The sequence below is a fragment of the bacterium genome (assembly GCA_020444065.1).
GTDB lineage: Bacteria > Sumerlaeota > Sumerlaeia > SLMS01 > JAHLLQ01 > JAHLLQ01.
This window is the reverse complement of the sequence record JAHLLQ010000006.1, coordinates 223386-238605: the sequence shown is the minus strand read 5'-3', so window position 1 is coordinate 238605 and position 15220 is coordinate 223386. Positions and strand designations below refer to the sequence as shown.

General features: G+C 59.3%; 7 protein-coding genes and 1 riboswitch. Of the genes, 3 read left to right on the top strand and 4 right to left on the bottom strand.

The window, feature by feature from the left end; all coding sequences use genetic code 11:
• Positions 1 to 98 precede the first annotated feature (98 nt).
• The 3 genes from KQI84_15290 to KQI84_15280 form a co-directional block, all read right to left on the bottom strand.
• Positions 99 to 1163, bottom strand: coding sequence for a tetratricopeptide repeat protein (locus KQI84_15290; GenBank protein MCB2156239.1), 1065 nt, complete (start codon positions 1161 to 1163; stop codon positions 99 to 101).
• Complete coding sequence (locus KQI84_15285) at positions 1160 to 6556, bottom strand: hypothetical protein (GenBank protein ID MCB2156238.1); 5397 nt, start codon at positions 6554 to 6556, stop codon at positions 1160 to 1162. Before KQI84_15285 ends, KQI84_15290 begins: the two co-directional genes overlap by 4 nt.
• A gap of 190 nt (positions 6557 to 6746) precedes the next feature.
• Complete coding sequence (locus KQI84_15280) at positions 6747 to 7898, bottom strand: hypothetical protein (GenBank protein MCB2156237.1); 1152 nt, start codon at positions 7896 to 7898, stop codon at positions 6747 to 6749.
• 134 nt (positions 7899 to 8032) lie between these two features.
• Between KQI84_15280 and KQI84_15275 the strand changes: the two genes are divergently transcribed.
• Complete coding sequence (locus tag KQI84_15275; GenBank protein MCB2156236.1) at positions 8033 to 10228, top strand: amino acid permease; 2196 nt, start codon at positions 8033 to 8035, stop codon at positions 10226 to 10228.
• Here KQI84_15275 and KQI84_15270 read toward each other — a convergent pair.
• Positions 10209 to 11240 carry a fatty acid desaturase gene (locus tag KQI84_15270; protein ID MCB2156235.1) on the bottom strand — a complete coding sequence of 344 codons (1032 nt, stop codon included), beginning with the start codon at positions 11238 to 11240 and terminating at the stop codon, positions 10209 to 10211. The genes KQI84_15275 and KQI84_15270 overlap by 20 nt on opposite strands.
• Before the next feature lie 197 nt (positions 11241 to 11437).
• Between KQI84_15270 and KQI84_15265 the strand changes: the two genes are divergently transcribed.
• Both KQI84_15265 and KQI84_15260 read left to right on the top strand, forming a co-directional pair.
• Positions 11438 to 12685 (top strand): hypothetical protein, encoded by a 1248-nt coding sequence (locus tag KQI84_15265; GenBank protein MCB2156234.1) that lies wholly within the window; start codon positions 11438 to 11440, stop codon positions 12683 to 12685.
• Positions 12686 to 12832: 147 nt separating this feature from the next.
• Entirely contained in the window at positions 12833 to 14902 is a 2070-nt protein-coding gene (locus KQI84_15260) for an endonuclease (GenBank protein ID MCB2156233.1), read from the top strand.
• A gap of 177 nt (positions 14903 to 15079) precedes the next feature.
• A riboswitch (cobalamin riboswitch) is annotated at positions 15080 to 15204 on the top strand.
• Positions 15205 to 15220 lie beyond the last annotated feature (16 nt).

The window sequence follows — 15220 nt, the reverse complement described above, 5'->3', positions numbered from 1 at the left end:
CCCCGCGACGGCGAGCGCGGTACTGCTCGGCGATCTTGGCGAGGGGGTTTCGGCCATGGGTTTGAAATCCGGCGGCGATACGAGTCGCCACTGATCGATCAGGGTCCCTTCGTTGGATCCAGCCGATTCTGGCTGACCAATGCCTGATACTGGCGATAGTCCTGATTCATCGCGGTTTCCGCAGCGGCACGGGCAGCATCGTACCTTCCCAGATTGAACAGAATGACGGCACGATCATAGTGCAGGACGACGGCACCCGGGGCGATCTCCAGCGCCTTATCCAGCGCTGCTAACGCTTTGTCCCACTGCTGGACATACATGTAATCGAGGCCTACGAGGTGATAGCTGGTCGCAGTGGGGGCCTTGGCCTTCGCCAGATAGCTCGCTGCCAGGTCGGCACCTGCTTCGGGCTGCTCAATGCTCTCGAAGTGGCTGATCACAAGTCGAATCGCTTCGGGATTGCCAGGATCGAGATCCAGAGCGGACTTCAGCGCCTCGACGCCCGCCTCGCTGTCTCCATCGTTGAAGGCCATCTGCGCGATCGCGAGCAGACCACTCGGCGTCTTGCGCACTGCATCGCCGGCCGCAGCCATTGCATCCTTGACGGCATCCCAATCGGACAGGAGGGCAGAAATCTCCGCGAGAGCCACGGCGGGCCGGGACTTGTCGTCAGCGATCTCAAGCGCCGTCCGCAGTTCCACCTGCGCCTGATCGAGTTCATTGCGCTCTGCGTGCGCAAGGCCGAGCCGATAGTGGGCGAGAGCCTCGTCACCCGACCACCAGGCCAGATCCGCCAGGGCGTCATTCGCCCCATGGATCGTCGGGCACAATTCCAGGGCCTTCCAGAAGCGTTCCTGGGCATCTGAGACGATCTGGCTATCCGCAAGATAGCCGAGCGAGCTGCCACCCATGCGTTCAAGTTGATTCTCCGCAGCCTGACGGTTCAATTGGCTCCAGAGTTTCATACCCGCCTCGTAGTGGATCTCGGCCACCTGGCAGGAATCTGAGGACTCGTAGAGTCCCTTCTGAAGATAGGATGTTCCCTGGTAGCGAATCGCCAGAAGCGATCCGGCCGCGGCCAGAAAGACGACTGCCCACACGGGGGCCATACGTTTGATATCAGTTGCCAGCGACTTGCCGGCGGGTGCTGCGGGCTCGCTCAAGGATTCGCCTCCGCGATTTCGCTTTCTCCGGCGAACCGGAAGATTACGTTTCTGAGTTTCGGCAATGTCTTTCGATCGCCGAAGATGGTACAACGCCACTGAAGGGCTGTCGCATCCGGATTTGCAGCAACCCTCTCACCACTCTGGAGCGGCTGCCAATCCCCAAATTGGGGATCGTACCGATTTCCCGTCCCCACACGGAAGTCGAAAAGCACCTTGGCCTCTCCACCGGCTCGGTAATCGGGCTCGAAGGTGAACGCGCGCAGGCCATCGACCTCGAAGAGAGGCGAAGTGTAGCGGCCCTTGACCGGTCGAATCTGCAGGGCACGCAGTTTGTTCCAAGACACGATCGAGTGCGACGTGAAAGAAATATCCAGGAAGTCGTCCTTCGTCTCGACTCGATCGAGATAGACCATGGCGGAGAAGCGGTCCTTGATATCTTTCCAGACGTCCTGGTCCTCGCTGCGGTAGCGGTAGAAGTTCGAAGGCTTATCGTCCGGCGAGTTCGCGCCCATCTGCTCGACATACACATCGTAGAGCGTTGTGCCATCGTCTTTCGGCATGGGAATCCGAAGTTGCACGGGGGCGGGCGTCTCATACGGCGTCCAACTGATTGCTCCCTGGTCGTCCAGGGCCATCATGTTGTCAGAATCGGCAAGGAGTGACGGCTTGGGGAGCGGTTCGCCGACGACGTACTCGTTCTTGAATGTGATTCGCTCGCCTGCTTCCGGGAATGCGATGAGTTCCAGCGAGTTGTCGGGAGAAACAAACAACGAGTCCATCGAGCCGAACGGCATGGTGTTATTGAATGTCCAGAAGTCCGGATCTCCACCGAGATACTTCTGGTTCAGTACATACTCGAAGTCCAGTAGGGCCGTGTTGTCCGCCAGGACAGATTCGCCGTACTCGCGCTCTGAATTGACGGAGACTGTTACACGGTCTCGCATCCCCGTCACATGCCACGGAATTTGGATCATTCCCCGTTCCCCGGCATCCAGTCGATCCAGAACGCCGCGATAGACCAGCATCGGTTCCGTCTCGGGACCTTCGGCATCAACTTCGATGACAAACGGATGCGAGAAATCGAATGCAGACGTATTCCAGTACGGGATCGTGAGGCTGATCACTTCGCCGTCGGCAACGTAGTCCTGCGAGGCAATGATGTCTTTTCCATCGATCGCAAGATTTGGAAGGCTGGCCATGGAGACAATCGTGTCGCCGACGTTATTGCGGTAATCGCTCTCGACGATCTTGCGGCTCGAATTGGTCACTACAAACAACGCGGCCTGGCGACCAAAGCCCGAAGGCGGATCCCAGCGCAGGCGAACCTCACGCGTCTCGCCCGGCAGTAGTGGCTTCTCGAATGTCACCTCCGCTTCATTGGTGGCAGACGGTGCCTTGTTCTGCTCCCACCATGGAGCCCCCACATACAATGTCGTCAGCAGATTCTCCGCGGGATCGCCACCTCGATTCCGAACATCTGCCCGGATAAAGACTGTCTCGCCACGAACATAGGCATCACGCTCAGGACGAACGGATCCGGGCACGACCTCGATGTCGCACCCCACCGGCATTCGAAGCCCCATGTCCACGGTCTGGGTGATCGCCTTGCCATTCTCGCCTTCCCGACCATTGATGGTCAGGCGGAAGGGCAGTGTGCCTTCCGGGAACCGCGAGTTTGAACTGAACTTCAGAATCCCCTTGCCCAGCGGCGGGATTCTGCCTGCGCGGATCGTTTTCCCGACGGCCGTTCCCTTTTCCGTGTCCAAGAGGAGGAAGTCCGCCGTCACCTCGACAAGCGGCTTGTCTTTCAAGTTGTAAACTGGAATCTCGAAGGACGTCTGCGGCGGCGCGGCAATGCGCTGGATCTCGACAATCTTGTCCGGAACGGCGACACTGATATCCTTGTCGGGAACTGCGCGAACAACGATGGCAGATTCGGCTAAGGGCGCCTGACCCGGCTCGGTGCGTTCGTAGTCCACCTTCGCGGAGAAGATGCGAACTCCGGGAGGAGCGGGGACTGGGAATTCCCACTCCAGTTCCTGGCCGGGCGCGAGAGAGAGCGGATGGGATGTCAGGCTGGCATCTGCAGTCGCATCGCGCAGTTCCAACACGAGATTCTGCATGAAACCCTCGGAACGATTCTCGGCTTCGAGCTTCAAGTTCACGACGGCGCCGGACGGAATGGCCTTGTCCGTCGGAGCATCGGAACTCCACTCCAGGCGGACATCGGGTTCGCGCACCGGGAAATCCTGCTCGATCGTCTCGAAGTAGCCCTCGCTCTTGTTGTAAGCTTGAACGATCAGTCGATAGCTGCCTGGCTTGACGAAAGGCGGCAGTTGGAGCTTCGCTTCAAACTGGGATTGGACGACACGAGCGCGTGCCACGCCGTCGACGGGTCGCCCCTCTTCGTCCAGCAGAGTGACCTCTGCAAGTCCCCAAGCTATGCGCGGAGCGCGTCCCTTTACCACGATTTCGGCCTGCTCGTTTGCAAAGACACCGGCGGGAGAAATCTCCAGTCCGATCTGGCGCGACGGGCGGTAGATCTTCAATCCCGGATCGCCCAGCAGGATGAATTGATTCGGCACATAGGACTGGTTGCGATCAAGCATGTACTCCAGTTTTGCGTACAGTGTGATCTCGCCCAGTGTCTTGAATGCGGGGTCCTCGAATGCTTTGTAGAACGGGCGAATAATGTAATCGTGCTCGAAGGAACTCGTGCCCGCGACAGGCGCGAAGATGCCGATTGCACCGCCGTTTTCGGAGAGGAGGAATCGTTCCGCCAGGCTGCGGCGGACAGGCTCGACCGGATAGTCGACCCAAGCCGTATCGCAGGATGCTGCCGCCATCACCGGACGGCGGCCCTCTGTATGTAGATCCTCGATATCGCGGTAATGGAAGATACGTTCTGCCGACCACAGGTTCGGACCTCCATGCCCGAAGTACGTCGCTGTCAAGCCGCCTCGCGAAAGCGCATCGATGATAGCCTCAGTCATGGCCGTACTGCGCTTCCGAGAGATGATGCGGAAGTAGTCTTCGTAAGGGAAGTCCTGCAGGTAAATGCGTTCCGGTCGATTCACGTCAGTCAGTTCAGAACGGATAACACGTTCCGAGACCCGTGCGAACTCCGGCTCATCATCAGTGATGAAGAGATGGCGTGTGCTCCATGGGCCGGCTGGAGGAGCATCCTCGTACTCCTGGATACGCTTGCCGGCTTTCACCGTTTCCTCGTAATCGGATGAGGGGATTCGTCCGATTTCGATATCTGCCAATGGACCATTTCCGCAGATCAGTGCATAACTATCGTCGCCTCGAATTGTGACGCCGCGCTGGCCCCATCCGAAAATAGGAATCTGATTCGGCGAAATCCCAGCGGTCGGGAAAGAGTACTGCCACCAGAATTCGCTCGCCTCGCCGACCAGCAGAACTCTCTGCAGGCGAGCTCCCGGCCAGTCATTGAACGCCTGGCGCAGGAACGTATGGATCGGCTCGTACTTCATGTATCCGTATGAGAAGATCGCGTAGATCGAATCGACGTCCACCTTGCGGACGGCAAAATCATCGTCCTCGCGCATCTTCATCAAATCGTCCACGCCGGTGATTGTATCTTCACTGGCGATGACGAGATAGTCGGTCGCCTCACTCGGGAAGAGCAACTCATCGTATTTGAAGACGCGGGCCGCGCCCGGATACATGACAGAATTCTGATCCGAGTAGATCAGTGTGCGGGGCTCTTCAGTCGCCTCCATCCAACCCATGAAACGATGACCCGCCGAAAGGGGGGCGCTCGACCGCAAGGGCAGCGCAAACGGCGTGTAGGGATCGGTGACATCGAGGAAGAAGGTTTGTGTTTTGTAGCTTTCTGAGGGGCGCGGAATCTCGATCTGGAATTTCCCTGCCTTGGGGGAGGACACTTCTACCTTCTGATTAATGGGGAAGTTCTTCAGGTCGACAGAGTACGTGACGTTGGCGTAACTCACAGCGAGGACTTCATCCTGCGTGCTGTCGCCGGAGTCCGGGAAGAACACTGCCAGAGTATTGCGTCCTTCCTGGAGGAGACCAGGCGGCAGCGTATATTGTTTCACGTTCGGTCCCTGACCGAAGAACTCCTCCTGCGGACCGACTCGTTCACCATTGATGTAGAGCTGCGACTGGCGAGAACGCTGCGAGTAATAGCCGCCGTATGAAAGCTCGATCACCGCCTCGCTTTCCGGCTTCAGGCCCTCGACGTCGAACTCATGCTTGAAATACGTCCCTGGTGTGCATGTCCCGAGTGCCCAGCGGCCCGTCTCATCGGTGAAAGGATGCCGCAACTCGAAGACGTTCGGCTGGAACAAGTGGAGTGTCGTCCTGCCTTCACCCTCAATGACATCAGCCTTAATCCCTCGATCCGGCTGCCTCTCCATTGCCTTCGGCTCGCGAAACTGTGGATCGTCTTCCGAAACCTGAAACAACCAGAGAGGCTGGTACGGAGTGCGATACTCGGAGGGCTCCGGAACAAAGAACGTAATGCTTGTGTCACCGACAAATGGCCCGTCGACGAGCTGCTCGAAGTTGATCGGGATCTCTCTGTTTCCAACCAGCATTCGCATGCGATTCGGATTGAAGTTCGCAGGATCTAACCCCAGGCGACTCAGTTCCGACGGCGTGATCTTATAGACGCCTGACCGCCCGATCTTGAACATCACGACGGGTCCGTTCTCCGAAGCCTTCTTCAGAAGATCAGCCCACTCCTTGATCTTATCGAGGTCCTTGATCGGATCCGGCGCGCGCGTTACCAGCGGGATCTGCTCGGGGTTTGCGACGATTCGACCGCCGAAATCGAGCAGGTAGGGGTCGCGCTCTTCGAGGTTTGTTGGAGAGGGCGGCTCATCGAGCTTGCCGCCCTCGAACTTGATGCTGAACACGCCCTTGTTCAGAACGACGGTTCCGCTCTCGCCATTCTCGCCACCGTTCGAGACCCAGGCCGTAACCGGAACGCTGAACTGGGTGAGGCCGATCGTTCGGAACGAATCGATTACGCTGCCCGTCGGGCGAGCCAATCCAGTGGGGATCGTGCCGAGGGGACACTCTTCATCCGACGAGAACGGATCCGACGGCTCCCCCTCTTCAGGATAGGCAATGTATTCGGCAGATTCCTGCGAGTACCGCGCAAGCGATCCCGGCGGGACAGCAATCCAGAAATTCGCCGTCACACGGCGCTGAGCGCTGGTGGGAGGCTCCTTGCTGCTGTTCGTCAACTCCACGCGCAGCGAGGACTCATCGAAATCCAGCACCTTGATGCTGAAGCCCTTCGCATAGACGATATCGCCGATATCTTCTGCGTGCAGGCCCGGCGGGAGCAGAATCCCCAGGAGCAGGAATGTGAACAGGAGTGCTTTTCTAAGGCCCATCGTGTGCGGGTTGCCTTCGCGGAGAGTGTTTGCCCGACATCGCGCCAAATCGCAGCAGCGAGGCGCCAAGCGCCGCCCATGACAGGATGGCACCGCACCGGACGTCAAGCCAAGCCACCGTCCCCCAGGCATCCGACCAGCAGGATTCAAGCAGAGTTTGGGGGTACCTCAGACGACGATTATCAACCGTTCACCAATGGTGCGGGTCACGTGCGGGGGGAACCTGGAACTTCAGGACCCCCGGAGACTCCGCATCGATCACGACCTCTCCCGAAGGCGGTTCCGCCCATCCATTCTTGTGAAGTGCCTGCCATTCCCATGTTCCGGGAGGGATGTCCATAAACGCAACAAGGCCATTTGCATCGGATGCTGCCGCGTACATATGTGTGTAGTGGTGGACGCGGTACAGCCAGGCCCGCTCATCGTCTCTGGGCTCGGGCCAACTCTCCAGTTTCGCCAATCCTCTGGGCCACAGTTCTATCTTCACATTCTCTAGTGCTTCGCCATCCGGACTCGTCACGATCCCAGCAACTTCGCCATCCACTGCCGGTTCCAACACGATCCGGCGAGGGGCATGCTTTAGCAGGAATGGCCCAGCCATTCTGCGGGCATAACCAGGAGCAATCACCACAAGACAGGCCTTCTCCTCCGGGAGGATTACCCCGAACTTGAACCATCCTCTCTCATCTGTCCGACACAAGGCGGACATCCGGGCAGATGGATCTGGATCGTAGAAGTAGTCCTGCTCGAAGAACCCGAAGACACCAACGCGAGCGTCTGCGACCGCCCTGCCCCGTTGGTCCACGACCTTGCATGCTGCGCTTTCGATCCTGTGAAGGAGGATTCGTTCTGTACGGACCCCATCAATCGGAGGCACTGCGAAGGTCGCGAAGTTGTACCTTGGGAAGGCACTCGAGTATCCATCGGCAGTAACCATCAATACGGCAGCATCCCAAGTTGAATAGGCCGCTGGGAGGTAGAGGAGTCCGTGTTCATCCGTGACCCCCCGAAAGACGGGAGGTTGGAATGGCTCGTTTCTTTCGAGCATCAAGAGGGTGTACTCGTCGTAGTCTCGATGCATTTCCACAATCGCGCCCTCGATCGGGCCTCCTTCTACCCAGTGTGTGCCTTCAATTTTGCGCGCGACTCGGACAGCCAGTTCGCCCCCTGGAGTCCCCCCGATGGGGCCAGGGGGCATTTCATCGATGAATGCGCCGTATCTCGTACGAAGATCAGACGGAACATAGAAGTACCGTGCGTAGATCCATCCCCCCAGCCCGCCGACCACGGCCACGAATGCGGCGATCGAGAGTCCCAGGATGATCTTCCGGCGGCGAGTCATGTCGTCGATTGCCCTTCCTCAATGACTGTTGTCTACATCCCACAACCGGAGGAAGCAAGGGGTTCGCAGCGAAACTGCACGAAAGCCCATTTCGCCCTTTCCTTCCCGGACCTCTTCTGTCCTAATTGTTGGCCATGTCCACACAGGAACGACATATCGGTCTCTTCTCGGCGACCAGCATCGGAATCGGTGCGATCGTTGGAGGCGGCATTCTTGCATTGGCCGGCACGGCCTTTGTCGAAGCCGGCCCCGGTGCGATCGTGGCTTTCGCGCTCAACGGCGTGATCGCGGTGCTGACGGCGCTGACATTCGCCGAACTCTCGACGGCGTTCCCCGAATCCGGCGGAACCTATCTATTCTCCAAGCGCGTTCTCTCGGTCGGCGCGGCATTCGTTGTCGGATGGATCGTCTGGTTCGCCTCGATCGTGGCCGCGGCGCTTTACGCCATGGGATTCGCCTCGTTCCTGATTGGATCGCTGGCCGCGGCCTATCCCGAGACGCCGGCGTGGATCACAACCCCGGCCGGATTGAAGGTCATCGCGATTCTCTCAGTCGTTCTCGGATTCGGTCTCTTGGCGAGGAAGCCCGGCTCCGGCGGGAACTGGGTGAACGTGCTGAAGATCATCGTCTTCAGCATCCTCATCGTCGGCGGCGTCGTCGTGTGGATTCAGGATCGCCCCCCGGTCGTCGAGCGCCTCACTCCCTTTCTGCCGCTGGGAATGGGCGGTGTTCTGAGCGCGATGGGCTTCACATTCATCGCGCTGCAAGGCTTCGACCTGATCGCGGCGGCGGCGGGCGAGGTCAAAGAACCGCGCCGGGTGCTGCCCCGGGCAATGCTGATGTCGTTGGGCGCGGCACTCGTCGTTTACCTGCCGCTGCTGCTGATCGTTGTCGTGCTCGGCACGCCGGCAGGGGAGACGATCCGCCAGATGGCCGAACGCAACCCCGATACGGTCGTGGCCGAAGCCGCCGGCATTTACCTCGGCAGGACCGGTTTCTGGATCGTCATGGCCAGCGGTTTGCTCGCCATGTGGTCGGCGATGTTGGCGAACGTGTTTGCCGCGTCGCGCATTGCCCAGGCCATGGCGCGCGACAGAACACTGCCGGCCAATATGGAAGCCGTTCACGTCAGCTACGGTACGCCGCTGATGGCCCTTCTGGTCACCGCGGCGGTCATATGTGTTCTCCTTCTGGCGATCCGAGACGTCTCGGCAGCCGGCGCCGCATCATCGTTGATCTTCCTGCTCACGTTCGCCATCGCACACCTGATCTGCATTCTGGCGCGTCGCCGCCGGCCCAATCACGATGGCTTCCGAGTTCCCATCTGGCCGTACGTCCCCGCCGTTGGTGGGACTGCGTGCATCGCGCTGGCGATCTTCCAGGGCGCTGTTGTTCCCAGCGCAGGAATGATCACCGGCGGATGGCTGGTGCTCGGGTTCTTCTGCTACCAGTGGATCTTTCGCCACCGCGCCCAGGTCTCCGACGCCGCCAGCGAACTGGCCGATCCCGATCTTCTGGAGCTTCGTGGCCAGAGCCCCCTCGTCCTCGTGCCGATTGCAAACCCGGCGTCGGCCGGATCGCTCGCGACAATGGCCTCGTTCATGTCCCCGCGGGCCGGGAGAATTCTGCTGCTGAACATCGTCAAGCCTGCCGCTCCAGAGAGGGTGGACGAGAATCTGGAAGTCATGTCGGCCGTTCTGCGACGTTCGATGGCGGCATCGCTCGGCTCCAGTGTTCGAGTCGAGTGTTTGGCGACTTTCTCCGCCGATCCATGGAGCGAAATCGCCCGCGTGGCCGACACGCACCGGTGTGCTTTGGCGCTGATGGGCATGACAGATCTGCGGGATGATCGAGTGCGGGAACGCCTGGAACGGCTCGTAAGCGCCTTGCCTGGCAACGCCGCGATTCTGCGCGCACCAATCGGCTGGCGTCCGGATCATGTGCAGCGCGTTCTGGTTCCCATTGGCGGCCGTGGCGTGCACAATGCGCTGCGCGCGCGGCTGTTGACCGCGTTGGATTCACGCACGGGGACGAATCTGGAAGTCCGCTACTTGATTGTGATTCGCGATGATGCGTCTGAGCGCGAGGCCAAGCGCCTCCGCGCGAACTGGGAGGTTCTCGTCCGCGACGAATCCGGCGTCGATCCCCATATCGATATTGTGCGGGGGAGCGACCCCGGAGAGGTCATTGTAAACGAAGCGGCTCAGTCCGATCTCCTGATCCTCGGACTGAACCGCGTCGATCGCTCGCGTCAGGTGTTTGGAAAACTCGTTACCGGGATCGTCAGCACAACCGACTGCCCGGTGATCGTCATTGGGCAGCGGCAGTAAGTAATTGCCGGGCTTCGCGAAACGAAATCAGCCGCTCATTCGCCTCGTCCCACAACGTCAGCTTCATCAGCCGCCATGTCTCGCGCATATTGATCCGCGTCGCCTTCTGGAAGTCCGGATTCGCATTCAGGCACTCCTCCAGGCGATAGTTCGGGATCATGCTGCTGAGGTGATGGACGTGATGCAGGCCGATGCTTGCGGTCAGCCATTGCAGAGGCTTCGGAAGAACCAGGTGCGAACTGCCGAAGATCGCGGCCTCGTAGTAGTTCCAATCGTCATGGCGGTGCCAGTAGGTGTTCTCGAACTGATGCTGGACATAGAATAACCAGACGCCGATGGCGCTGGAAAGAAGCGTGATCGGCAGTTGGATCATCAGCAGTTCGCGGAAACCAATCGTCATTCCGACGCCGACGATCAGCGCGGCCAGGACCGCGTTGGTCAGCCAAACGCCGCGCCATGCGGCCTTCCAGGAACGGGGGATGTCCCATGGGTACCGGTGCTTGACGAGGAAGTGGAACGCCGCGCCGCCTCCGAAAAGGACCGCCGGATGCCGGTAGAATCGATAGGCAATGCGACGCCACTTGCTCAGAGCTCGGTATTCCTCGACCGTGTAAGTGTCGATATCGCCGAAGCCACGGAAGTCCAGGTCTCCAGAATGCGAATGATGGTAGGCGTGAGTCTTCTGCCAGTATCTGTAGGGTGTTAGCGTCAGCACCCCGAGGAAGAACCCCGTCAGATCGCGCGCCCGACGGGACCGGAAGTAGGATCCGTGCCCACAGTCGTGCTGGATCATGAACAGGCGCACCAGAAGAGCCGCCGTCGGAATCGCCAGTGCGAGTGTCAGCCAATAGCTGACCGCCAGGCTGAAGTACATCGCCGCCCAGGAGCCTGCGAAGAGAAGAAGTGTCGTGATGAGTTGAAAAAGGCTGCGCCGCGTGTCGGCTCCGCCAAACGGTGCTACGAGTTTTCGCCAATCAGGGGTCTTTGATCCTGCCGCTTCGTTTGTCCTCATTGATCCCGCTCTCATGGTTTACATGCTATTCGCCCGGAAGGGTGAAAGTGAGGGAGCGTTGATCATGCCAGATTTTGACGCACGGTCCAAATTGTCTGCGGACTGGGGTCAATCTTCCGAGTTCCGCCTTGAAATCCGCTTGGCTTCCGGGGAGAAAGCGGTTGTCGAATTCAGTTCGTCCGCCTGGGGGGGGGAGAATGATCCGCACCATCGCTCTTGTGTTGGTTGTCTGCTTCACATCGGCCGCTTGGGCCGAAGCGCCAGTTCCGGCCACCGATTGCTCCGACGCATTCAGCGGCATCGTCCCGCGCGTCCGAGCGGATGTCATTGCGGCCACGGCCACAACTCAGCTCCTGCCGATGGCCGATCCACCGGACCAGATGTTCACATCCGACATTCCGATGGCCATCGTAGAGCCTACGGCGGGGGTGACGGAATCCACCGGCTTGCTGGTCGAAGTCGGATGCCTTTGCCCTGGGCCAACCCTGCATCTGGATTTGGCCAACGCAAATGGGGCGCACTTCGCAGATACCTACGACGTAGTCTACATGTCCGCTCGGTATCGGGATAATTCTCCGTACGACTTGGGCAAGTTTCAGAGCATTGATATGTACCGTGCTATCGGCGAAACGTTGACGCTTTACCCCCAGATCGATCGGCGCCGGATTTACCTGTACGGGAACTCCGGTGGTGGGCAGATCGCCCTCTGCATGATGGCAATGTCGCGAGTATCGGGCGATCCATCCGGTGAATATGGGGGACTGTTTGCAGGCGTATTTGTGAACTCAGCCATTACCCTCATCACTACATCGGCGGAAGTACAAAACAGTGGGTACGAGAGCGAAGACGATCCTTGGGGATGGGTGGCCGCCAACGTCTGGTTGCAGCCATCCAGCAGTCTTCCGACCTTCGAACTCGCCTATCGCGCTGCCGAACGATATCTCCGATCCCCGCAGCGCACGCTCCGGACTGTCCCCATGGATCCGAATGGGATTTCGCGTTACTTCGTATTCCACGGAACGGATGACGACATTGTCGACTACCAGCACCTGCTCGACTACAGCTCCGCGGTAGAGACTGTCCGTCCTGGGCTGCTGTCCGCCGACCCGGAGTTTCCCAACGTCGAGGTCGGGTGGGACTTCCTTCTTGGAACCATCGAGAACGGGAAGCATGACTACAGCCAGGCCGCCCTGGACGAGGATTCGCGCCTCGAGGTCGTCGAGAAGTATGGTGTTCCCCGGGGGTTCCTCACCGCCATCAATCCGAATCCACAGCTTGCCGTGCCCGCTGTCATGCCCTCACTCGACACGATCATCGATTCCCATGTGAACGTCGAAGGGGATGACGCCGATGGGCGCGGCTGGCATGTCTTCGGAGAATTGAATTCAGTAGAGTTACGAGCCACAACCGGCTATGCAGACGTCGAGCAATGGGATTCCTACTAAGAATTCTGGTCTTGAACTCACGAGAGATTGCTTGCTTTCCCACTCCGCGATAACTAAATCAGTAAAACTTCAACCAGGAAGGGGACATACCCTTAACAGACCCGGTTTGAAGAGAGTTCATCCCCTCCGAAAGGACCCCACATCCCGATGAAGAAACATTCGAAGATTTTCCCGCGCCGGCGCCCCCTCCTGGTGGCATCGAGCGCGCTCCTGCTTGTCGCGGGGATTGCGACGGCAGACGCCCCCCCGGGCTACTACGACACCGTCGATGCCAGCAGCGCCGCGTCGCTCCGTTCGACGCTGCACGCGATCATCAGTAGCGGCACGACGAAGCTGCCTTACACCAGCACCGCTTTTGACGTATGGGATGGCCTCGAGGCCGTGGACGAAGATCCCGGAAATTCCTCGAATGTGCTTTGCGTGTACGCCAATCGCACGCTGGCCAAGTCGGCCCACGCGACCGGAGGGGCGGATCCGAGCCTGTGGAACCGCGAACACACCTGGCCGAAGTCTTTTGGTTTCGATCATGATTCCTGGGCACCCTACACCGATCTCCACCACTTGCGTGCTTCGGTAGAACAGTATAACAACGCGCGAAGCAATGAGTACTACGACGATTGCCTCTCCTCGTGTACCCCTTGGAGCGTCGACAACACAGATCCGGCCCTCTTCAATTACGAGTCGGGCAGCACGACATGGCAGGTTTGGGATGGCAAGAAGGGCGATGTCGCCCGCGGATTGTTCTACATGGACGTTCGCTATGAAGGCGATGCGACAAACGAGCCCGACCTGGAATTGACCGACAATACTGCTCTGATCGTTGCGATCGACGATGGCCTGCATGGCTACATGGGCAAGCTGACAACGTTAGTTCAATGGCACAACAGCGATTTGCCGGGTGCCGACCCGAATGAGATGTTGCGCAACGATGCGGTTTACGCCATCCAGGGCAACCGAAACCCATTCATTGATCATCCCGAATGGGTTGAAACGCTCTTTGGCTCCGGCGCAACGCCGACGCCGTCACCCACACCCACTCCGTCACCGACGCCGGGCCCGGCAAGCGATCTGTTCTTCAGCGAGTACATCGAGGGCACCAGCTTCAATAAGGCTCTTGAAATCTACAATCCTACTGCTGGCACAATCGATTTGACGAGTTACTCAGTGCTTATCTACGCGAATGGCGCCGCAACTCCGAACAGCACAATCTCACTGACGGGCAGTGTTGCGTCTGGGGATGTGTTTGTCATGGCGAATCCATCGGCAGACGGAGCGATCCTGGCCGAGACCGACCAGACGAGCGGCAATGTTAACTTTAATGGCGACGATGCCATCGAACTTGTGAAGAATGGTACCACCGTCATCGACTCGATCGGACGCGTTGGAGAGGCACCTGCTTCCGGTTTCTGGGGTACCGAGCCCGTAACGACCGAAAACCACACCCTCGTGCGCAAGTCGACCATTACGCAGGGTGACGCCGACAGCAGCGATGCATTCGATCCCGCCACTGAATGGGATGGCTATGCATCGGACACGTTCAGCTATATTGGATCGCATACGTTCACGGCACCAACGGCAACTCCGACCGACACGCCGACTCCGACGCCGACCGATACGCCCACGCCGACTCCTTCGGACACTCCGACGCCAACTCCGACACCCGTGCCCGGTACCCCGACGGACCTGATTCTGAGCGAGTATGTTGAAGGCACCAGTTATAACAAGGCTATCGAGATATACAACGGAACGGGGACAACGATCGACCTGAGCACTTACAGCATCCTGATCTACGCCAACGGGGGTACATCGGTTTCGAACACGGTTAACCTGACCGGAACGCTGGACAGCGGCATTGCGTACGTTGTGGCGCATCCGAGCGCCGATGCCCCGGTTCTCGCCGTCGCAGACCTGACGGATAACGCGCTGAGCTTCAACGGCAACGATGCGATTGAACTCTACAACAATGCGACGCGCCGCGCGGGGGTGGTGGATTCATTCGGCCAAGTGGGGAACGATCCCGGCGCGACCGGATGGGGCGGTCTGACCGCCGATCATACACTGATCCGCAACTCGGATGTCTATCAAGGCGACACAGACAGCAGCGACACCTTCGACCCAACAATCGAATGGACCGACGCAGGTTTCAACTCCTTCGGTGATCTGGGTGCTCATGACCTCACACCGCCCTCGAGTGTCATGGATTGGGCTCTGTACTAAGAGACGGTCAATTCAGCCAGTACGCCGGGCCGCGGAGATTTTCTCTTCGCGGCCCATTTCCTTTTCGTCAATCGCCGGAATCGCGATTGACCCCGAGGCGCCCCAGGAGCATCACGCACCCGACAAGGTTATCGGGCTCCGAGGAGACGGCCCGCAGAGCGCAAAGGCTCGCAGGCCGGGAAGACGGTGAGAATCCGTCGCGGACCCGCCGCCGTAACCGGGAACGAACGCCGCACGTTCGCCACTGGGCCACAAGGCCCGGGAAGGCGCGGCAAGTAGGATGATCCGGAAGCCGGAAGACCCTCCTCGGCGCATGCT

What these genes read in the sequence shown, in the direction of transcription:
- KQI84_15285 (MCB2156238.1), bottom strand. Translation starts at nt 6,556, where the DNA reads ATGGGCCTTAGAAAAGCACTCCTGTTCACATTCCTGCTCCTGGGGATT.
- KQI84_15280 (MCB2156237.1), bottom strand. Translation starts at nt 7,898, where the DNA reads ATGACTCGCCGCCGGAAGATCATCCTGGGACTCTCGATCGCCGCATTC.
- KQI84_15275 (MCB2156236.1), top strand. Translation starts at nt 8,033, where the DNA reads ATGTCCACACAGGAACGACATATCGGTCTCTTCTCGGCGACCAGCATC.
- KQI84_15270 (MCB2156235.1), bottom strand. Translation starts at nt 11,240, where the DNA reads ATGAGGACAAACGAAGCGGCAGGATCAAAGACCCCTGATTGGCGAAAA.
- KQI84_15265 (MCB2156234.1), top strand. Translation starts at nt 11,438, where the DNA reads ATGATCCGCACCATCGCTCTTGTGTTGGTTGTCTGCTTCACATCGGCC.
- KQI84_15260 (MCB2156233.1), top strand. Translation starts at nt 12,833, where the DNA reads ATGAAGAAACATTCGAAGATTTTCCCGCGCCGGCGCCCCCTCCTGGTG.